The sequence below is a fragment of the Streptomyces sp. NPDC044704 genome (assembly GCF_056433525.1).
This window is the reverse complement of record NZ_JBWKGY010000008.1, coordinates 222,789-243,646: the sequence shown is the minus strand read 5'-3', so window position 1 is coordinate 243,646 and position 20,858 is coordinate 222,789. Positions and strand designations below refer to the sequence as shown.

Annotated in this window: 14 protein-coding genes; 6 read left to right on the top strand and 8 right to left on the bottom strand. The window is 73.7% G+C overall.

Features of this window, described 5'->3' with window-relative positions; all coding sequences use genetic code 11:
• The first annotated feature begins 82 nt into the window (after positions 1-82).
• A complete protein-coding gene (locus AC07B0_RS21770; protein WP_356883326.1) occupies positions 83-1,285 on the top strand; it encodes a globin domain-containing protein in 1,203 nt (400 codons plus the stop codon).
• 32 nt (positions 1,286-1,317) lie between these two features.
• Here AC07B0_RS21770 and AC07B0_RS21765 read toward each other — a convergent pair whose 3' ends face one another.
• Both AC07B0_RS21765 and AC07B0_RS21760 read right to left on the bottom strand, forming a co-directional pair.
• Positions 1,318-2,388, bottom strand: coding sequence for a nucleoside triphosphate pyrophosphohydrolase (locus AC07B0_RS21765; RefSeq protein WP_469380397.1), 1,071 nt, complete (start codon positions 2,386-2,388; stop codon positions 1,318-1,320).
• A 28-nt stretch (positions 2,389-2,416) separates the two neighbouring features.
• Positions 2,417-3,043 (bottom strand): SurA N-terminal domain-containing protein, encoded by a 627-nt coding sequence (locus AC07B0_RS21760; protein ID WP_356883328.1) that lies wholly within the window; start codon positions 3,041-3,043, stop codon positions 2,417-2,419.
• A 177-nt stretch (positions 3,044-3,220) separates the two neighbouring features.
• On the opposite strand from AC07B0_RS21760, the gene AC07B0_RS21755 reads away from it, so the two are divergent.
• Positions 3,221-5,656: a YfhO family protein gene (locus AC07B0_RS21755; protein WP_478898739.1), complete on the top strand. Its 2,436-nt coding sequence runs from the start codon at positions 3,221-3,223 to the stop codon at positions 5,654-5,656.
• On the opposite strand, the gene AC07B0_RS21750 is transcribed toward AC07B0_RS21755, so the two are convergent.
• The 3 genes from AC07B0_RS21750 to AC07B0_RS21740 form a co-directional block, all read right to left on the bottom strand.
• Positions 5,644-7,152 (bottom strand): protein kinase domain-containing protein, encoded by a 1,509-nt coding sequence (locus tag AC07B0_RS21750; protein WP_467298348.1) that lies wholly within the window; start codon positions 7,150-7,152, stop codon positions 5,644-5,646. The two genes, AC07B0_RS21755 and AC07B0_RS21750, sit on opposite strands and share 13 nt — an antisense overlap.
• Positions 7,149-7,808, bottom strand: a complete 660-nt coding sequence (locus AC07B0_RS21745; protein ID WP_478898738.1) for a hypothetical protein — start codon at positions 7,806-7,808, stop codon at positions 7,149-7,151. Before AC07B0_RS21745 ends, AC07B0_RS21750 begins: the two co-directional genes overlap by 4 nt.
• A gap of 109 nt (positions 7,809-7,917) precedes the next feature.
• A complete protein-coding gene (locus AC07B0_RS21740) occupies positions 7,918-9,966 on the bottom strand; it encodes an N-6 DNA methylase (protein WP_478898737.1) in 2,049 nt (682 codons plus the stop codon).
• Between the two features lie 167 nt (positions 9,967-10,133).
• On the opposite strand from AC07B0_RS21740, the gene AC07B0_RS21735 reads away from it, so the two are divergent.
• The 3 genes from AC07B0_RS21735 (at position 10,134) to AC07B0_RS21725 (ending at position 12,021) form a co-directional block, all read left to right on the top strand.
• Positions 10,134-10,907 (top strand): hypothetical protein, encoded by a 774-nt coding sequence (locus AC07B0_RS21735; protein ID WP_356883338.1) that lies wholly within the window; start codon positions 10,134-10,136, stop codon positions 10,905-10,907.
• A gap of 79 nt (positions 10,908-10,986) precedes the next feature.
• A complete protein-coding gene (locus AC07B0_RS21730; protein WP_478898736.1) occupies positions 10,987-11,769 on the top strand; it encodes a hypothetical protein in 783 nt (260 codons plus the stop codon).
• 78 nt (positions 11,770-11,847) lie between these two features.
• Complete coding sequence (locus AC07B0_RS21725) at positions 11,848-12,021, top strand: Rv0909 family putative TA system antitoxin (protein ID WP_356883342.1); 174 nt, start codon at positions 11,848-11,850, stop codon at positions 12,019-12,021.
• 60 nt (positions 12,022-12,081) lie between these two features.
• On the opposite strand, the gene mfd is transcribed toward AC07B0_RS21725, so the two are convergent.
• The gene (gene mfd, locus AC07B0_RS21720) at positions 12,082-15,618 is read right to left on the bottom strand and encodes a transcription-repair coupling factor (RefSeq protein WP_356883344.1); all 3,537 of its coding nucleotides are present in this window, start codon (positions 15,616-15,618) and stop codon (positions 12,082-12,084) included.
• Positions 15,619-15,860: 242 nt separating this feature from the next.
• Here mfd and AC07B0_RS21715 point away from each other — a divergent pair, with 242 nt between their 5' ends.
• Positions 15,861-17,333, top strand: coding sequence for a DUF2079 domain-containing protein (locus AC07B0_RS21715; RefSeq protein WP_469380411.1), 1,473 nt, complete (start codon positions 15,861-15,863; stop codon positions 17,331-17,333).
• Positions 17,334-17,465: 132 nt separating this feature from the next.
• Here AC07B0_RS21715 and AC07B0_RS21710 read toward each other — a convergent pair whose 3' ends face one another.
• Together AC07B0_RS21710 and AC07B0_RS21705 are read right to left on the bottom strand one after the other, a co-directional pair.
• Positions 17,466-20,042, bottom strand: coding sequence for an ABC transporter permease (locus tag AC07B0_RS21710; protein ID WP_478898735.1), 2,577 nt, complete (start codon positions 20,040-20,042; stop codon positions 17,466-17,468).
• Positions 20,039-20,815 (bottom strand): ABC transporter ATP-binding protein, encoded by a 777-nt coding sequence (locus AC07B0_RS21705; RefSeq protein WP_467298331.1) that lies wholly within the window; start codon positions 20,813-20,815, stop codon positions 20,039-20,041. The genes AC07B0_RS21710 and AC07B0_RS21705 overlap by 4 nt, the downstream gene beginning before the upstream one ends.
• Positions 20,816-20,858 lie beyond the last annotated feature (43 nt).

Below are 20,858 nucleotides of genomic sequence, written 5' to 3'. Positions count from 1 at the left end.
GGGCCCTTCGTCGCGGCTGTCCGTAGATCGGTCATCCCTTGACCTCACGTTCCCCGCCGTTCCTACTTTCGGTTTTGTGGATGTGAGGATCTTGAAAAGCAGCTTCGCGGTGGTGGAGAGACGGGCCGAGCACGCGGTCAAGTACTTCTACTCCCACCTCTTCTGGCACAACCCCGGGATCCGCGAACTCTTCCCGTCCGCCTCCGAGGACATGGAGCGGCAGCGGGACCGGCTCTTCGCGGCGCTCACCCATGTCGTCTCCCGCCTGGAGGACGAGACCCTCGTCCCCTACCTCCGCGACCTCGGCCGCGACCACCGCAAGTTCCTCGTCGGCCCCGAGCACTACGCGGCCGTCGGCGCCAGCCTGCTCGCCGCGCTGGCCGAGACCTCTGGCGAGGCCTGGAGCCCGGCCACCGAGAAGGCCTGGGCCGAGGCCTACCAGATGATCTCCGACGTGATGACGGCCGGAGCCGCCGCCGACGACGCCCCGCCGTGGTGGGACGCCGAGGTCGTGCGCCACCTCCAGTACGGGGAGGACATCGGCGTCCTGACCCTGCGGCCGCACGCCCCCCTCCCCTATCTCCCCGGCCAGTACGTCAGCGTGAGCAGCGACCGCGTGCCGACCACCTGGCGCACGTACTCCCTCGGCAACGCCCCCCGCCCCGACGGCACCGTCGACCTCCACGTCAGCCGGATCGAGGGCGGCCGGCTCAGCACCGCCCTGGTCCGCGAGGTCCGGCCCGGGGAACGGCTGCGGCTCGGCGCCCCCGGCGGGGCCCTGACCCTGCGCCGCGGGGACCGGCCGGTCACCTTCATCGCCGCCGGCACCGGCTGGGCCCCCGTCCGGGCCATGCTGGAGGACCTCGCGGAACATCCTCCCGATCACGACGTACGGCTCTTCGCCGTCGCCCGGGACGCCGCGCACCTCTACGACCGGCCGCTGATCGACGCGTACGCCGCCGCCCTCGGCTGGCTCGCCGTCACCTACATCACGCCCGCCCCCGGGCGGCACCGCAACGAGGCCACCGACCGGCTGGGGACCGCGCTCAGCAACCGGGGCCTGTGGCGGGAGCAGGACGTCTACCTGAGCGGGCCGCCGCAGTTCGTCGACGAGACCGTGTACCTGCTGGAAGAGCTCGGGGCCCGCCCCGACCGGCTCTTCCACGACGCCGTACCGCCCACGGGCTCCGCCGTGAACCGGCCCACGGGCTTCGGCGAGTGGTTCCTGAACCGGCCCGCCCCCCACTGGCACAACCCGTCCGGACGCGCCCCGCGCGAGCACTGACGGACGCGGCCGGCCCCCTGGCCGTAGGGCCGCTAGACGACGCCCTCGGCCGCCCGGATCGCGTCCCGGTAGACGCGGGCCGCCGCGCGCAGCGCGGTCTCGGGGTCGGTGCCCTCCGCTTCGGCGCGCGCCGCCAGCGCCAGCAGTTCGTAGCCGATGCCCTCGCCCCGGGGCAGTTCCACGGCCAGCGCGCCGGCCCGCGCCCGGCCCGCGAGCTTGGCCGCGAGCGCGAGACCCGGCTGGGCCAGCGGAACCCCGTCGGTCACCGACGCGCGCTGCTTCTCGACCGCCTTCGTGGCCTGCCAGTGCGCGTGGACCTCTTCGGGGGTGTCGGCCTTCTCGTCGCCGAAGACGTGCGGGTGCCTGCGGATCAGCTTCTCCACGAGGTCACCGGCCACGTCGTCGATCGAGAACGGCGCGCCCGCCCCGTCCCCGTCGCCGTCCTCGTACCCGTCCTCGTCGCCGTCGTGCTCTCCCCCGGCGCCCTCCTCCGCGATGCGGGCGTGGAAGACGACCTGGAGCAGGACGTCGCCCAGCTCCTCGCGCAACTCGGCGCGCTCCCCGCTCTCGATGGCCTCCACCAGCTCGTACGCCTCTTCCAGCGCGTACTTCACCAGTCCCCCGTGGGTCTGCCGGGAGGTCCAGGGGCATTCGCGCCGGACCCGGTCCATCACCTGGACCACGTCGAGCAGCCGGGCGCCCGGCAGGTCGTAGGAGCCGGGCAGCAGTTCCAGGTCGGGCATCGAGACGCGGCCGGAACCGGCGAGGCGGGCCAGCCCGTCGGTGAGCCGCGCGTCCCCCTCACCGCCCGGGATCACCACGACCGTACGGCCCCCGGCGCAGGCCTCGACGAGCTCGTGCGCGTCGGGGCCCGCCTGCTCCACGGCCACGCCCGCCTCGCGCAGGTACGGCAGCTGCGGGTGGCCGGGGTCGGCGCACAGCACCCGGTCCGCGCCGCGCAGGGTCTGCCAGGCGGGCCAGGACAGCAGGCCGGGGGCGACCCGGTGGCTCGCGGTCAGCAGGACGATGCGCCCGGCGGAGTCCGTCCCCTCCGGGGAGGCGGCGGGGGCGGCGGGGGCGGGTTCGGCGGTGTGGTCGGTCACCCTCCGAACCTACCTCCGCCCCGCGCGCTCAGGCTCCGGCGGGGGGCGCCTGCTCGGGCCGGGTGCGCTGGGTGATCCACGGGGTCTCCTGGTCGCCGAGCAGGATCTGCTGGGCGTCCCACCGGCCGTAGCGCGGGTTGACCTCGATGTTCAGCGCCTTCGCGGCCGCGCCCAGCTGGGCCAGGGCCTTCTCCTGGCTGCCGTAGTGCTCGAAGAGCTTGTCGCGCAGCAGCTTGAAGCGGGTGTCGGCGTCCATCTGGCCGGGCGCCAGCTGCGCCTGCTGGAGGGCGGCCGCCGCGAGGGTCTTGGCGTCGCCCGCCTGCTGGAGCTGCGCCTTGCGGACGCCCTCGATCTCCTTGGTGGTCACCGTGACCCCGGCGTCCTCGGCGGCACGCTCCAGGACGGCGCTCTGGATCATCTTGTTGAGCTTGGTGCGCTCCAGGCCCGCGGTGGCCTCGATGAGCTGGGCGCTCTGATCGGAACGGTTCTGCGCGGCGCGGACGTCGTTCACCTGGGCCTGGAGCGCGGAGGTGGTGATGCGTTCACCGCCGACGACGGCCGCGGTGCCGGGGCGGGTTTCGCCCGAGCAGGCCGACAGCAAGGGGGCCGCCACGAGCAGGGCGGCGGAGACGGAGAGCGCTGTGCGACGGTGCAAAGGAGCCTCCAGGGCCGGGAGATTGTGCGTCGGTGCACAAGGGCCGTGCGGTGATCGATGGTATGCAGTCAGGGTGGCCCGAGCCACCGGTTCGACCAACGATTCCGCTGGTGTTGAGGTGCGAGTTCACTCCGCGGCTACCACCCCGACCTCCGTTCCTGGGAAGGTCGGACCACCATGCCGACTTCGCAGCACGCCCCGGACCGCTCCGCCGCACGCTCCGCGGCCCCCGGGACGGGACCCGCCACGGGAGCCGCCGGGGCACCGGCCGCCCCCCGCTCCGGCCGCCGTCACAGCCTCTCCGGCGCGGCGCTGGCCGCCCTGATCACGACGGTGGCCGTGTGCGCCGGGGACGCCGTCGCGCGGGTCTTCCCGTACGGTCCGCGCCACCGCAGCGTGAACGACCTCGGCAACCAGTTCGTCCCCTTCCACGCCCAGCTGTGGGACCTGCTGCACGGGAGTGCCGGGGGCGGACTCCTCCTCAACTGGCGCTCCGGGTACGGCACGAGCTTCCTGCCCGACCTGGGCACGTACCTGACCAGTCCGTTCGCCGTCCTCGTGGCGTTCTTCCCGCGCGCCGACATCGACCTCGCGGTGTACGTGGTCACCGTGGTCAAGACGGCGGCTGCGGCCGCGGCCATGGCCTGGCTGCTGCGGACGCAGCGGCCGGGGCCGTGGTGGGTGGCGGGCCTGCTGGGGGCCTCGTACGCGCTGTGCGGCTGGTCGGTGATCGAGGCCTCCTACAACCCGATGTGGCTGGACGGGCTGGTCGCCTTCCCGCTCCTGTGTCTGACGGGTGAATGGGCACTGCGCTCACGCCGTCCGGTCGCGGGGGCGCTGGTGGTGGCCCTGTGCTGGACGGCGAACTTCTACACGGCTTACATGGCCACCCTCGGCGCGGCGCTGGTGCTGCTGGTGCGGGCGGTGCTGACGCGGGAGGAGGTGCGCGAGCGGGTCCGGGTGGCGGTGCGGGCGGCGGTGACGACCCTGCTGGGGATCGCGCTGGCGGCGCCGGTGCTGGTGCCGCTGTTCCTGAGTTCGCAGCAGGCCTACCCGGGGTGGTCCAAGGAGTTCCGGCCCGTGCCGTGGCCGGACCTGCTGGCGCGGCTGCTGCCGGCGACGTACTCCTTCTCCTCCCCCGCCCTGTTCGTGGGCACCGGGACGCTGCTGCTGGTGGCGGCGCTGCCGTTCCACCGCGCGGTGCCGGCCCGGACCCGGTGGTGGTGGACCGGGCTGGTCGCGGCGGTGCTGCTGTCTCTTCAGTGGGCGCCGACGCATCTGGCCTGGCACGTCTTCGCGACCCCGAACGGCAGTCCGTACCGGCAGACCTTCGTGCTGGCCGGGATCGTGGTCATCGCCGCGTGGACCGCCCTGGCCGCAGGGCTGCCCGGCGTACGGGCCCTCGCCGCGGGCGCGGGCGTGCTCGTGGCAGCCGTGGCGGTGGCGGCGGGCGGCAGCGGGCTCGCGACGCCGTGGGGCTGCGCGCTGTTCACCGGCGGTCTGGCGGCGGCCGCCGGGGCCTGGTGGGCGCTCGGCCGCCGCCGGGCGGTGGTGCCGGCGGCGGGACTGCTGGTGGCGGTGCTGGTGGGGCAGGCCGCGGCGACGACGGCGTACGGGCACAAGGGGAAGCTGGCCGGGCTGGACGACTACCCGTCCTGGGGCCCGGCCCACACCGCCCGCGCGCGGGCCCTGGCCGAGGCCGACGGCTGGCCCGCGTACCGGACGGATCCGGGCCGGCCCGCGCTGTCGGGCAACGACCCGATGCTGCTCGGCGGTGAGGGCGGCTCTTACTACAGCAGCCACACCCCGGACGTGTTCACGCGCACGATGGCGGCCCTGGGCGCGGGCTGGACCTCGCGGGGCCGCAACGTCCAGAGCCTCGACAGCCCCGTCACGGACGCGGTGTTCGCGGTGGGCGCCCGGCTGCGCCCCGACGGGACCGTGGCCCGCGCCGAGGTGCCCCCGCTGGTGACGGTCCGCCCCGGGGGCGTCCCCTCCGCGGGGTACGGCGACTCGCCCTTCGCCAACCAGGAACTCCTGCTGGGCGCCCGGGTCTACGAGGATCCGGTCGCCCCCGGCGTGTGCCGCGCCGGGACGGAGGCCTTCCTGTGGGCCCCGGAGTACAACTCCACGGCCCGGCTCGCGGACGGTCCGGCGTTCCGCCTGAACGGGTGGGCCCCGCGCAACCGGGCCGCGCTCCAGCCGATGGGCCCCTCGCACGGGTCCGCCTCGAAGCTGGTCTTCGACCGGCCCGCCCCGGCCGACTGGGCGCTGTCCTGCCTGGACCGGCCCCGGCTGGACGCGGCGGTGGCCGCGCTGCGCGCCTCGGCCGCCACCTCCGTACGGGTCTCCGCCTCGGGCGTACGGGCGGTCCTGCCCGCGGGGAGCACGGGCACGGCGGTCCTGTCGGTCCCGGCCGTCGCGGGCTGGACCTGCAACGGCCGTCCGGCCTCGGCGTACCTGGGTCTGGTCGCCGTCCCGCTGGACGGCCGCACCACCACCCTCACCTGCGGGTTCCGTCCGCCGGGGCTGCTGCCGGGCGGGGCCGCCGCCGGGGTCTCGGTGGCGGCCCTGCTCGGCATGGCGCTGGTACGGCGCCGTCAGCGCACCTGACCCAGCCACTGGAGGGTGCGGCGGACCTCCACGGGCAGGGGGTGGCCCGGCCCGTGCACGCGGTCCGCGTCGAACAGGAGCCGGACCAGGGTGTCGTGGGCGCCCTGGCGGTCTCCGAGCGAGAGCAGCAGGTGCGCTATGCGGCGGCGGACCTCCAGGGGCAGGCCCGGGTCCGGGTTGGCGTAGTGGTTCTCGAAGAGGGGGAGCAGCGAGCGGTACTCCGCCAGGGCCGCCGCCGGTTCGCCGAGCTGTTCCAGGCACTGGGCGGCGTCGTAGCGGAACCGCAGCGCCTGGGGGTCGCCGGCCGGGAACTCGTCGGCGAGGCGGCGCAGTTCGGGCAGGGCCCGGCGGTACTGGCCGTCGTCCATCAGCGTGGCCGCGTACTGCTTGCGCAGCGAGCGGACCACCGGCGAGTGCTCCCCGTGCTCGGCGGCGGCGGCCGGGAGGATGCCGCCGAGGATGTCCACGGCCTGGGTGAGGCGGCCCTGGTCGAGGAGTTTGCGGGCCTCGTCGACGGCGCCCGGGATGTCGGGCCGGGGCGGGGCCGGCGGGTCGGCGGGCCGGGGCGGGACGACGGCGGCCCGGTCGGGCCAGGGGGCCTGGGGGCGCAGGAAGGGACGGGTCGGGTCGAGCGGGCCGGCCGCCGGGCGGCTGCCGCGGGCGGGCAGCAGCGGGGCGAGGGCCTCGTAGACCTCCTGCGCGGAGCCGGGCCGGTCCTGCGGGTCCTTGGCGAGCAGGCGCATCAGGAGCGCCTCCAGCTCCTGCGGGATCTCCGGGCGCGCGCCGCGCACCGGGAGCGGGGGCTCGTACAGGTGCCGGTGGAGCACGCCGAGGGCGGTGGACCCGGCGAAGGGCACGTTGCCGCTGAGGAGTTCGTACAGGAGCACGCCGAGGGCGTACAGGTCGGTGTACGGGCCGACGGCTCCGCCCATGGCCTGCTCGGGTGCCATGTAGGCGGGGCTGCCGATGGGCGATCCGGTACTGGTGAGGCGGGTGGTGTCGGTGTCCATGACGGAGGCGACGCCGAGGTCGAGGACGAGGACGGTGCCGTCGGGGCGGATCATCACGTTGCGGGGCTTGAGGTCGCGGTGGACGATCGGCACGGCGTGCACGGCGGACAGGACGGCGCACAGCTGCGCCACCACGGAGACGGCCCACGGCCACGGGTAGGGGTCGTGTTCGGCGAGGTGGTCGGCGAGGTCGGAGCCCTCGACGTAGCCCATGACGAGGTACAGCTCGTCGCCGTCGCTGCCCGCGTCGTGGACGGTGACCAGGCCGGGGTGGTCGACCTGGGCGGTGACGCGGCATTCGCGCACGAAGCGGCGGCGCAGTTCCTCGGCGACGGTGCCGGGTCCGGCCACCTTGTCGGGGCGCAGCAGTTTCACGGCGACGCGGCGGTCGAGGCGCCGGTCGTAGGCGGTCCAGACCTGGCCCATGCCGCCCTGGCCGAGGATGGTGGCGAGCTGGTAGCGCTCGCCGATGAGGCGTTCCGTCACCGGTCACGGTCCTGGACGGACGTGTCGTTCGGGTCCTGGTAGGGGCCGCCGGGCTGCGGGGGCTTGCGGCGCAGGAGTTCGCTGAGCTCGTCGAGTTCGGCGCGGACCTGCCCGAGGCGCGGGGGCGGGGTCGCGTGCGGAGGGGTCCCGTGCGGAGGGGTCTGCGGGGCCTGGGGCGCCGGGGCGGGCACGGGGGTGTGCGCGGGCGGGTACCCGTAGGAGGGGTTGGTCTGCTGCTGGGGCGGCGGCGTGTACGGGGCGGGCGCCGGGTACCAGCCGGCGGCCGGGAGCACCTGCGCGGTGGAGGCGGCCTCGTGGTGCTTGATGTCGGCGACGAGGAAGTACACGCAGACGGCGAAGCCGGTGAAGATCGAGCCGCCGGCCCCGAGGTTGCCCTGCCAGCCGCTGGTGTCGGCGGTCGGGTCGAGCTGGATGAAGGTCATCCAGAGGACGGCGAGCAGGCCGCTGACGACGAGGAGGACCCAGTCGCGGGCCTTGCGGGTCACCAGGGCGAGGCGCAGCATCGTGCCCCAGGCGAAGAAGCCGCAGGTGATCACGGGGAGCACCGCGAACAGCACGCGCAGCGTCACCACGGTGGAGGAAGTGGGACGGTGGCCGTGGGGGCCTTGCTGCGGCGGGATGCCGGGGGCGTGCATCGGTGCTCCTGACGGGCCGTGCGGAAGGGTTGCGGGTCTGAGGGTATACAGCCTTTCCGGCCGTCCGTGAGGGGATGGACGCAACCGTTGCAGGGTCGCTGCACAGGGGTCACTCCGGCAGGACGGATCCGTCCGAGAGGCCGTCGTACAGGCCTTGGACGAGTTGCTCGCCGAGGCGGGCCGTGAGCCTGAGGGCGTCCTCGAACTCGGCGAGCTCCCGGAACCGTGCTCCGTAACGGCGCTGTTCGGCCAGGGGCAGGCGGGGCAGGCGCAGCCGCCGGACGTCGAGGCGGGTGGCGGTGGAGGCGTGGCTGCTGGCGCGGCGGGTGTTGGCGGTGCCGCGCAGGAATCCGGCCACGAACCAGGGGTCGAGGGCGGCCGGGTCGGGGCGCAGCAGCTGGACGTTGCGGCCGAGGGCGGCGCCCGCCCCGTCCGCCGGGCCGGTTCCGATGACGCGGGCGGTGCCGGCGGCTCCGACGACGGGGACGACGACGTCGCCCGGGGCGGCGAGGAAGGCCTCCTCGGGGCCGGCGGCGAGGGTTCCCGAGGGGGCGGCGGCGGTGTACACGTCGTGCTCGGTGAGGACCGGGGGTTCGGCGCCGCCGGGGGCGCTGCCGGTGCCGGTGCCGGTGTGCAGCAGCAGGGCCCCGGCGCGGGCGAGTTCGCCGATGGTGGTCTGCGGGAGCCGGGCGGGGGGTGCGTCGGCGGGGGCGGGCGGCGGGGTGAGGCGGGCGGCGCGGGTGAGGCTCTCGCCGAGGCGTTCCCGTACGGCGGCCAGTTCGGCGAGGCCGCCCCCGGTGCCGGGCGGGGGGAGGTGGCGGGCGGGGGTGAGGTCGACGTCGTCGTCGAGCAGTTCGACGACGGGTACGACGCGGGTGACCCCGGGGGCTTCGGGGGCGGTGCCGGTGCGGTCGTACGCGGTCCAGGCGTCGAGGACCGCTTCGTGGACGGCGGGCCAGGCGGCCCGGGCCTGGCCCTCGGGGGCGAGGCCGGCGGTGTCGACGAGCAGCAGTCCGGCGGGGGCCGGGGCGTGCGGGGCGGGCCGGCGCAGCACCCACAGCTGGAGCGGGATCCCGTAGGGCGGCGCGGCGCCGGCCGGGAGCGCGACGACGGCCCGCAGCGCGCCCCGGCGCAGCAGGTCGGCGCGGATGCGGCGGCCGGAGCGGCGGGCGGCGACGGCGGGGGGCATCAGGAGGACGGCGGTGCCGCCCTCGCGGAGGTGGGCGAGGGCGTGCTGGATCCAGGCGAGTTCTGATTCGGTGCGGGCGGGGAAGCCGTACTCCCAGCGGGGGTCGTAGGCGAGTTCCTCGTGGCCCCAGTTGCGTTCGTTGAACGGGGGGTGGCACAGGACGGCGTCGACGGCGGTTTCGGGGTAGGCGTCGTCGCGCAGGCTGTCGGCGGCCGCGGCGCGGACCTGGGCGGAGCCGTGCAGGGCCAGGCGCAGGGCGGTGAGGGCGGCCAGTTCGGGTGCGGCGTCCTGGGCGTGGAGGGCGGTGGCCCCGGTGAGGGCGCGCAGCGCGCCGCCGGTGCCGCAGGCGGGGTCGAGGGCGGTGCGGACGCCCGGTCCGGCGAGGGCGGCCATCAGCGCGGCGCAGCCCTCGGGGGTGAGGGTGTACTGCCGGGGGTTGGCGTCGAGGTGGCGGCCGAGGAGGAACTCGAAGGCCTTGCGCGCTCCCGCTCCGGCGGCGAGTTCGGCGGCGGCCCGCAGGAGCGGCATGCCGGCGGGCCGGGGCGGGGCGGCCGCGGTGAGGGGGTGTCCGGGACCGAGGCGGGCGGTGAGGACGCGGTCGCGGAGGGGGGCGAGAAGGGCGGCCATGCGGGTGTCGGTGACCGCGGTCAGCTCCAGCCAGTCGGCGGGCCGGTCCCGTACGACGAGCAGCGCGGCCCCCGTTTCGACGAGTGCGGCGACGGCTCCGCCGGGGTGGGCGGTGACCTGCTGCCAGACGCGTTCGCGCAGCGGTACTTCGGCGAGCTTGCCCTGGGCCCGCAGCCAGTCCTCGACCTCGGACAGGGCGAAGGAGGGACTGGTCTCGGTGCCGCCGACCGGCTTGGGGAAGTCGGCGTGGCGGCGCCGCCAGTTGCTCACGGCGGCGCGGCCGACCCCGGCCAGGCGGGCGATCTCGGCGGCGGTGACCTCTGCGACGTTCTCCTCCGGCATGCGGGGAGCATACCGGTGGACGCGGGGGAGACCGCTTCACAGCGTGAATTCCAAGCAAACCTGTGAATCGCGTTGACTCGGTTCACAGGCTCTGTTGTGATGATCCTGTGAACGGCGGCGCGAGCAACCAGCCGCGCACGAACCCGAGTTCCAGACAGGAGCACTCCATGTCCCACACCCCGCGCACGAGTCGGACCACGCGCAACAAGGTGCTCGCCGGCTGCGGTGCGCTCCTCGCGCTCGTCGCCGTCGGCGCCTGCACCGGCGGCGAGAGCGACACGGCGAAGAGCGGCAAGCCCGCCGCCGCGAGCACGAAGACGGACGGCTCCACCGGCGGCTCCACGGGCGGCTCCTCCGGGGGCGCGCAGAGCGGGCAGCCGAGCGGACAGGAGAGCGCGCAGAGCAGCCAGAAGCCCGCCGAGGAGCCGAAGAAGGCGGCCGCGATCCGCGGCAGCGGCACCTTCCAGGTCCCCGGCGACGTCAAGCCCGGCACGTACCGCACCACCGGCAACAAGGACCTGGGCTGCTACTGGGAGCGGGCCAAGGACTCGACCGCCGAGCTGGACTCGATCATCGCCAACGACAACGTCACGGGCACCAGTTACGTGACCGTCGAGGCCACCGACAAGATCTTCAAGTCCAACGGCTGCAAGGACTGGGAAGCCGTCGACCCCAAGGCCGCGGGCGGCTCGCCGAAGACCGAGTTCTCGGGCGAGGGCGGCATGTACAAGGTGGGCTCCGACATCGCCCCGGGCACCTACAAGTCCGCCGGTCTCGCCGAGGGCTCCGCCGGCTGCTACTGGGAGCGGTCCAAGTCCGCCGACCACGAGCTGGACTCGATCATCGCCAACGAGAACCCCGAGGGCCCGGCGGTCGTCACGATCTCCGCGAAGGACGCCTACTTCAAGACCACGGGGTGCGGGACCTGGAAGAAGTCCTGATTCCACCGCAACCCGCACGCCCGTTCCCCCGCCGTAGCTACCCTCGGGTCACTTTGAACGCTCCCAGGGGGGAACCGACTTGCGCACCACCATGCCCGTCACCACCATGCCCGTCACCACCACGCCCGTCACCACCGCGGCGCTCGCCTGCGCGGCCCTGCTGACCCTCACGGCGTGCGGACCGTCCTCCGACGCCGCGCGGGCGAAGCCGTCTCCGACCGCCACCGCCTCCGCCCCTGCCGCGCCCGACCCGTTCGCGGGCAAGGACCCCGCCGCCGTCCTGCGCACCGCCTACGAGGAGACGACACGGGTCCGGACCAAGGAGCTGGACCTCTCGCTCACGAAGGACGGCAGGCAGGTCCAGGCCCTCCTGACCGTCGAGGACGAGAAGGTGTGCCGCGGCAAGGTGACCGTCATGCGGGCTGGGGCAGCCGACCTCTACGTCGAGGACGACACCCTCTCCTTCAAGGGGGACGAGGGCTTCCTCAAGGAGCGCTTCAAGGACGCCGCCCGGCCCGGTGCCGACCCGGAGGGCTGGATCAGCTCCGAGGTCTCCGACCCCGCGGTCGCCGACCTGCTCGACCTCTGCGGGCAGGCGCTTCCGGTCGCGTTCTTCCCGGGCGACCGCAAGGACGTCCGGCGGGTGGCCGACACCTCCTACGACCAGTGGCGGGTGGCGGTGTTCAAGTCGACCGTGCCCGGCGGCGGCGAGGTCACCGACCACGTGCTGATGGACGGCACGCCGTACCTCGTCAAGCGGCAGGTCGGCGGGCCCGATTTCGCCGGCACCGAATACCTGAAGCTCCCCGGTCTGGACCGCAAGCCCAGCCCCTCCCCGAGCGGGAGCGCACGACCCTCCTGACGCCCCGGGCGGCCCGGCGCGCGAACCGTCGACAACCGGCGTAACGTCACGAACGGGGCCCGAAAGGAGCACGTACGCATGGGGATTTTCGACAAGTTCAGGGACCAGGCCAAGGCCAAGGGCAAGGACATCTCCGACAACCTGGAGCAGGAGGCCAACGAGAAGACCGGCAGCAAGTACGCCGATCAGATCGACAAGGCCCAGCAACAGGCCGAGCAGAGGCTCGGGATCGACGACGACCCCAACAAGTAGCCCGCTTCGCGGGGAGGGCGCCGGCGGTGGCCGGCGCCCTCCCCGCGCGCGGGCGGGCGGCTACGAGCCGAGGATCGTGGTGAGGAACTCCCCGGTCCAGGCCAGCAGTTCCCGCCCGACCAGCGGCTTCCCGCCGACCCGCGCGGTCTTCGGCCTCGGCACCAGCACCTGCGAGGTGGCGGGCTTGAGGACCGTCCCCGGGTAGAGCCGCTTCAGGCGCAGCTCCTGCGATTCGCGCAACTCCACCGGCCCGAAGCGGATGTTGGGGCCCTGCAAGGTGATGTCGCCGACCCCGCAGGCCCGGGCGAGCATCCGCAGACCCGCCACCAGCAGCAGGTTCTCCACCGGCTCCGGCAGCTTGCCGTAGCGGTCGGTGAGCTCCTCCCGCACCGCCTTGACGTCCGCCTCGGAGTTGGCCGCGGCGATGGACCGGTAGGCCTGGAGGCGCAGCCGCTCGCCGGGCGCGTAGTCGTGCGGGACGTGCGCGTCGACCGGCAGCTCGATCTTCACCTCCAGCGGCGGCTCCTCCTCCACCCCGCCCTCGACGGCGGCCCGGTAGTCGGCCACGGCCTCGCCGACCATGCGGATGTACAGGTCGAAGCCGACGCCCGCGATGTGACCGGACTGCTCGCCGCCGAGCAGGTTGCCCGCGCCGCGGATCTCCAGGTCCTTCATCGCCACGTACATGCCGGCGCCCATCTCGGTGTGCTGGGCGATCGTCGCGAGCCGCTCGTGCGCGGTCTCCGTCAGCGGCTTCTCCGGCGGGTACAGGAAGTACGCGTACCCGCGCTCGCGGCCACGGCCCACGCGGCCGCGCAGCTGGTGCAGCTGCGAGAGGCCGAAGTTGTCGCCGCGCTCCACGATCAGGGTGTTGGCGTTGGAGATGTCGATGCCGGACTCGACGATCGTCGTCGACACCAGCACGTCGAACTTCTTCTCCCAGAAGTCCACGACGACCTGCTCCAGGGCCTGTTCGGACATCTGCCCGTGCGCGGTCGCGATCCGCGCCTCGGGCACGATCTCCCGCAGCTTGGCGGCCGCCCGGTCGATCGACTCGACCCGGTTGTGGATGTAGAAGCACTGCCCCTCGCGCAGCAGTTCGCGGCGGATCGCCGCGCCGATCTGCTTCTCCTCGTACGGGCCGACGAAGGTGAGCACCGGATGCCGCTCCTCCGGCGGGGTGGTGATCGTGGACATCTCGCGGATGCCGGTCACCGCCATCTCCAGGGTGCGCGGGATCGGGGTCGCGGACATCGTCAGCACGTCCACGTTGGCGCGGAGCTTCTTCAGCTGCTCCTTGTGCTCGACGCCGAAGCGCTGTTCCTCGTCGACGATGACCAGGCCCAGGTCCTTGAACTTCGTCTCCTGCGAGAACAGCCGGTGGGTACCGATGACGATGTCGACCGAGCCCTCCTTCAGCCCCTCCAGGGTGGCCTTGGACTCCGTTTCGCTCTGGAAGCGGGACAGCGCCTTCACGTTGACCGGGAACTGCGCGTACCGCTCGGAGAAGGTGCCGAAGTGCTGCTGCACGAGCAGCGTCGTGGGCACGAGCACGGCGACCTGCTTGCCGTCCTGGACGGCCTTGAAGGCCGCCCGGACGGCGATCTCCGTCTTTCCGTAGCCGACGTCGCCGCAGATCAGGCGGTCCATCGGGACCGACTTCTCCATGTCCTCCTTGACCTCGGCGATGGTGGTGAGCTGGTCGGGCGTCTCCGCGTACGGGAAGGCGTCCTCCAGTTCGCGCTGCCAGGGGGTGTCCGGGCCGAAGGTGTGGCCGGGCGCCGCCATGCGCGCGCTGTACAGCTTGATGAGGTCGGCGGCGATCTCCTTGACGGCCTTCTTGGCGCGCGCCTTGGTCTTGGTCCAGTCGGCGCCGCCCAGCCGGTGCAGGGTCGGGGCCTCTCCGCCCACGTACTTGGTGACCTGCTCCAGCTGGTCGGTGGGGATGTACAGCCGGTCGCCGGGCTGGCCGCGCTTGGCGGGGGCGTACTCGACGAGGAGGTACTCGCGGGTGGCGCCCTGCACGGTGCGCTGCACCATCTCCACGTACCGGCCGACGCCGTGCTGCTCGTGGACGATGTAGTCCCCGACCTCCAGGGTGAGGGGGTCGACGGACTTGCGGCGCCGGGTCGGCATCCGGCCGAGGTCCTTGGTGGCGGTGCGCTGCCCGGTCAGGTCGGTCTCGGTGAGGACGGCCAGCCCCAGGGCCGGGTCGACGAAACCGTTGTCGAGGGAGCCGCAGGAGACGTGGACGATCGACGGCTCCAGCTCCGCCAGGTCCGCCTCCAGGCGGGCGGCGATGCCCTCGTTGCCGAGGACCTCGACGGTACGGGCCGCCGGGCCGTGGCCCTCGGTGAGGTAGACGGTGCGCCAGCCGTCGGCGAGCCAGCCCTTGGTGTCGGCCAGGGCGCGGGCGGTGTCGCCGCGGTACGCCTCGGGGGCGTGCATGCCCAGCTTCAGGGTGTCCCCGCCGGTCAGGTCCGCCTCGTCGGCGGCGAAGGGGGACACCGACCACCACATCATGCCGAGCTCGCGGGCGTGGTCGCGGACGTCCGCGATGCCGCGCAGGGAGGCCGCGCCGACGTCGATGGGGGCCTCGCCGCCGCCGGCGGTGGCCGCCCAGGAGGCCATCAGGAACTCCTGCGAGGTGGCCACCAGGTCGGCGGCCCGGGTCCGCACCCGCTCGGGGTCGCAGACCACGGCCATCGCCCGGGCGGGCAGCACGTCGATCAGCAGTTCCATGTCGTCGACGAGGACCGGGGCGAGGGACTCCATGCCCTCGACGGCGATCCCCTCGGCGATCTTGTTGAGGAGTTCGCCCAGCTCCGGGTGCTGTTCGGCCAGGGCCGCGGCGCGTTCGCGCACCTCGTCGGTGAGGAGCAGCTCGCGGCAGGGCGGGGCCCACAGCCCGTGCTCGGCGATCTCCAGGGACCGCTGGTCGGCGACCTTGAAGTAGCGGATCTCCTCGACGTCGTCGCCCCAGAACTCCACGCGCAGCGGGTGTTCCTCGGTGGGCGGGAACACGTCGAGGATGCCGCCGCGGACGGCGAACTCGCCGCGCTTCTCGACCAGCTCGACGCGCGCGTACGCGGCCGCGGCCAGGGCGGCGGTGATCTCGCCCAGGTCGGCGCTCTGGCCCTGCCGCAGGCTGACCGGGACCAGGTCCCCGAGCCCCTTGACCTGCGGCTGGAGCACGGAGCGGATCGGCGCGACGACCACCGAGACGGGCCCGGCCGCCGGATCGTCGGCGCTGGGGTGCGCGAGCCGGCGCAGGACGGCGATGCGGCGGCCGACGGTGTCGCTGCGCGGGCTGAGCCGTTCGTGCGGCAGGGTCTCCCAGGACGGGTAGTCCACGACCTCGTCCGGCGGGACCAGCGAGCGCAGCGCCGCCGCCAGGTCCTCGGCCTCGCGCCCGGTGGCCGTGACGGCGAGCACCGTGCGGCCGGTGCGCCGGGCCAGGGCGGCGATCGCGAAGGGCCGCGCGGCGGGCGGGCCGACGAGGTCCACGTGCATCCGGTTGCCGTCCCCGGCCGCGGTGACCGCCTCGGCGAGGGCGGGATCCCGGGTGACGGCGTCGAGCAGTCCGTGCAGGCTCATGTAGGGGGCTTTCCATCCGGTGGAAGGGCGTGGAAGGGCGGAGCGGGGCAACGCGAAGGACCCGACACGTGAACGGGCCGGGGTTTCCCACCCTACGCCCGCGGGTCCCCCCACCACCGTCCCGCACGGAGGCGCTGCGCGCCCGTCCGCCGCCACCCCCGCACCGATCGCACGTTTCCGGCCACGGCCGGATCGAGGGGGCCGGAGCTCGGCCCCTCCGGCCGGAATGACAATCTGTACGTATGTCCATATCCGGGAGTCCGCTGACGGCCGGGGAGCTCCCGGCCTCCCCGGCCCCGTCCCGTCCGCCGCTCGTCCCGGCCCCGCGCCGGGTCCGCGCCGCGCGGGAGCCCGGGAACCCGCACCGGGCCGCCCGGGCGCCCTGGGCGCTGGCCGGCGTCCTGTTCCTCGCGTACGCCGTCCTGTCCGTGTCCCGGTACCGGCGCATGGAGAGCGCCTCCTGGGACCTGGGGATCTTCGAGCAGGCGGTCCGGGCCTACGCCTGGCTGCAACCGCCCGTGGTGGACCTGAAGGGGCCGGGCGCCAGCGTCCTCGGCGACCACTTCAGCCCCGTCATCGCGCTGATCGCCCCCCTCTACCGGGTGTTCCCCACCCCCGCCACCCTCCTCGTCGCGCAGGCGGCGCTGTTCGCGCTGTCCGCGGTGCCCGTCACCCGGGCCGCGGCCCGGCTCCTCGGCCCGTCCCGGGGGCTCGCGCTGGGGGCGGCGTACGGACTGTCCTGGGGGATCCAGCGGGCCGTCGAGTTCGACTTCCACGAGATCTGCTTCGCGGTGCCGCTGCTGGCCTTCGCGCTGGAGGCACTGCTCGCGCGCCGGTGGCGGGCCGCGCTGGGCTGGGGGCTGCCGCTGCTGCTGGTCAAGGAGGACCTCGGCGTCACCCTCACCGCGCTGGCCCTGGTGGTCGCCTGGCGGGCCCGGCGCACCGACCGGCGGGCCGCCCGGCTCGCGGTGGCCGTGGCCGTGGCGGGCACGGCCTTCGCGGCGCTGGTGTTCACCGTGGTCGTCCCCGCCTTCGCCTTCGACGGCTACGCCTACTGGGAGAAGCTCGACGGCTCCGGTCCCGGCGCCCTCGACGGGCTGGGCACCAAGGCCGCCACCCTCGCCTGGGTGCTGCTGCCCACCACCGGGCTGCTCGCGCTGCGGTCCCCGCTGCTGCTGGTCGCCGTACCGACGCTGGGCTGGCGGTTCCTGTCGGGAGACGAGCACTACTGGTCCACCGACTGGCACTACAGCGCGGTCCTGATGCCGGTCGTGGCGCTCGCCCTGGCCGACGCCGTGGACGCCTCCCGGCGGTCCGCCCGGCCGTGGCTGCGCGCGTACGCCCTGCAACTGCCCGGCGCCCTGCTCGCGGCCGGCCTCGCGCTGAGCGCGACCGTCCTGCCGACGGTCCGGCTCGCGGAGCCCGCCACGTACGAGGAGCCCGCCCGGGTCCGCTCCGTCGAGGCGCTCCTCGCCTGGATCCCGGACGGCGCGAGCGTGGAGAGCGACAACGGCCCCCTGACGCGGCTGACCTCGCGCTGCCGGGTGTTCTGGATCGGCGACACCCGGGGCGTCGTCCCGGACTACATCGCCTACGACAACGCCTCCGGCTGGGCCGGCGAGGACCCCGTCGAGTACGCCCGGCAGCTGCACCCGGACGCCCGCTTCGCCCTGGTGGGCACCGCGCGGGGCACGGTCGTCCTGCGCCGGGTCTGACCGGCCCCGCGCACCGCACCCCGCGCACCGCACCCCGCACGCCGACCCCGCACACGCGGAACGCCGGCCCCGGGCCGCCCTCTCGGGCTGCCCGGGGCCGGCGCGGTTCCCCCCGTACGACCGCCTCGCGACCTAGTCGCTGGCGATCGCGTTCAGGACGTTCATCCGCCCCGCCCGGAAGGCCGGGACCAGTGCGGCGAACAGGCCCACCAGGGCCGAGGCGGCGAACACCCCGAGGATGGTCGGCCACGGGATCTCCAGGACCTTCAGGCCCTCCAGGGCGAGCAGCTGCTGCGCGGCGGCGCCCCAGCCCATGCCCAGTCCGAGGCCCAGCAGGGCGCCGAAGAGGGCGATGACCACCGACTCCAGGCGGATCATGCGGCGCAGCTGGCGGCGGGAGAGGCCGATGGCGCGCATCAGGCCGATCTCGCGGGTCCGCTCGACGACGGAGAGGGCGAGGGTGTTCACGACGCCCAGTACCGCGACGACGATGGCGAGGCCGAGGAGCCCGTAGACCATGTTCAGCAGCTGGCCGACCTGGTCCTTCAGCGCCTGCTTGTAGTCGGCCTGGTTGCGGACGGTGTACTGCGGGTACTCAGCGAGGGCCTTCTTGACCTCGGCGTAGGCGCTCTCGGCCTGGCCGTCCTTGGCGGTGGCCAGCAGCATGAACGGGCGGGGCATCCGGTCGGCCGGGACGGAGGCCTCGGCGAGCGCGGTGCTGACGTAGAACGTGCCCTTGTCGAGGTTGCCCTCGTCGCTGGTGATGGCCGCGACCTTGAGCTTGACCGTCTTGCCGCCGTCGAAGGCGACCGTCAGCTCGTCCCCGAGCTTGACCTGGTGCGCGTCGGCGTAGATCGAGCCGACCGAGATCGCGCCCTTGCCGTACGCCGCCGCGTGATCGCCGGCCACCATCTTGCGCCGCAGGTCCTGGGCGTACGTCGGGTCGGTGGCACCGACCCTGGTCTCCTTGGTGGTCCCGTCCGGGGCGGTGATCTTCACCGGGAGTTCCCGGTAGGCGGTGACGTGGTCGAGGCGGGTGTTGGCCCGCATGGCCTGCTCGGCCTGCGGCATGACCGGCTGTCCGGTCTCGGAGCTGACGATGTAGTCCGCGCCGACCGACTTGTCGAGCTCGTCGGTGGCGGAGGCCACCATCGAGGAGCCGACCACCGACAGGCAGGCGACCAGGGCCAGACCGATCATCAGGGCGGCGGCGGTGGCGCCGGTGCGGCGCGGGTTGCGCAGGGCGTTGCGTTCGGCGAGGCGTCCGACGGAGCCGAAGGGCCGCAGGACCAGGCCGGAGAGCACCCGCACCACGCCGGCCGCGAGCAGCGGGCCGATCACGATGAACCCGACGAGCGTGAACACGACGCCGAGGCCGAGCCACATCGAGCCGGCGGAGGCCTTCTCGGCGGCGGTGGCGAGGAACAGGCCCGTGCCTCCGATGCCGGTGAGGACCAGGCCGAGGACGGCGCGGACGATGCCGGCCTTGCGGTCGCCGGGGGTGCCGGCGTCGCGCAGGGCGGCCATCGGGGAGACCTTCCCGGCGCGGCGGCCGGGGACGTAGGCGGCGACGACGGTGACGACGATGCCGAGGACCAGGCCGACGACCGGAGTGGTCCAGGCGATGGTCAGGTCGTCGGTGGACAGTTCCATGCCCATCTGGCCCATGAGCTTCATCAGGCCGATGGCCAGGCCGATGCCGGCGGCGACGCCGAGCAGCGAGCCGACGACGCCGAGGAGGAAGGCCTCGACGAGCACGGACCGGTTGATCTGGCCGCGGTCGGCGCCGATGGCGCGCATCAGGCCGATCTCACGGGTGCGCTGGGCGACCAGCATCGAGAAGGTGTTGAAGATCAGGAAGATGCCGACGAGGAAGGCGATGCCGGCGAAGCCGAGCATCACGTACTTCATGACGTCGAGGAAGGAGCCGACGTCCTTGCGGTTGGCGTCCGCGGCTTCCTTGGCGGTCTGGAGCTTGTACGCGTCCGCTCCGAGGGCCCTCGCGACGTTCTGCTTGAGCTGCTCGTCGCTCACGCCGTCCTTGGCGGTGACGTTGACGTGCGTGAACGCGCCGGCCGCGCCGAGCAGTTGGCGCTGGGCGGTGTCGGTGTCGAAGTAGACGATCGTCGCGCCCGGGTTGGTCACCGTGAAGGAGGCGATGCCGCTGATCTTCGCGCGGCTGTCGCCGGTGACGGCGATGGTGCGCAGTTCGTCGCCGAGGGCGAGGTGGTGCTTCTTCGCGGTGTCGTTGTCGATCATCACCTCGGTGGGGCCGCGCGGGGCGTGGCCGGAGGTGATCTTCATCGACTTGAGCTCGTTGTCGCTCCAGTTGCCCGCGATCGTCGGGGCGCCGGTGGTCGAGCCCATGTTCTCGTTCTCGGCGTTGACCACCGTGACGGCCATGGACAGGACGCCGCCCTCGGCGGTCCGGACGCCCTCGGCCTTCTTGACCCGGTCGACGACCGAGCCCTCCAGCGTCTGCGGCTTGCCGGTGTCGGGGGTCTCCTCACCGGAGACGGCTTCCTTGGGGCTGACCGTGACGTTGGAGTTGGTGACGGCGAACAGCTTGTCGAAGGTGGTGTTCATGGTGTCGGTGAACACCAGGGTGCCGCAGACGAAGGCGACGGAGAGCAGTACGGCGATGGCGGAGAGCGCCATCCGCCCCTTGTGCGCGACGAAGTTGCGCCGCGCGGTCTTCATGACGGTCACGAGGTCCGCCCGCGCGCGTCGAAGTCCTTCATGCGGTCCAGGACCTGGTCCGCGGTGGGCCCGTACATCTCGTCGACGATCCGGCCGTCGGCGAGGAAGATGACGCGGTCCGCGTAGGAGGCGGCGACCGGGTCGTGCGTGACCATGACGATGGTCTGGCCGAGCTCGTCCACGGACTGGCGCAGGAACCCGAGCACCTCGGCGCCGGCGCGGGAGTCGAGGTTTCCGGTCGGCTCGTCACCGAAGATGATCGCCGGCCGGGCCGCGAGGGCGCGGGCGACGGCCACGCGCTGCTGCTGGCCGCCGGAGAGTTCGGTGGGGCGGTGCTTGAGGCGGCCCGCGAGACCCACGGTCTGCACGACCCGGTCCAGCCACTGCGGGTCCGGCTTGCGGCCCGCGATGTCCATGGGGAGCGTGATGTTCTCCAGGGCGTTGAGCGTGGGCAGCAGGTTGAAGGCCTGGAAGATGAAGCCGATCCGGTCGCGGCGCAGCTGGGTGAGCTTCTTGTCCTTCAGGCCGGTGATCTCGGTCTCTTCGAGGAAGATCTGTCCGCTGGTCACGGTGTCCAGGCCGGCGAGGCAGTGCATGAGCGTGGACTTGCCGGAGCCGGACGGGCCCATGATCGCGGTGAACTGGCCCGCGTGGACGTCCACGTCCACCGCGTCGAGGGCGACGACACGGGTCTCGCCGGAGCCGTAGGCCTTGACGACCTTGCGCGCCCGGGCCGCGACGGCGCCGTGCCCTCCGGTACTCCCGTGCCTGGATTCGGTCATCGCCGTTGTCACGGTGCTCTCCCCCTGGATTCTGCGCGCTCTG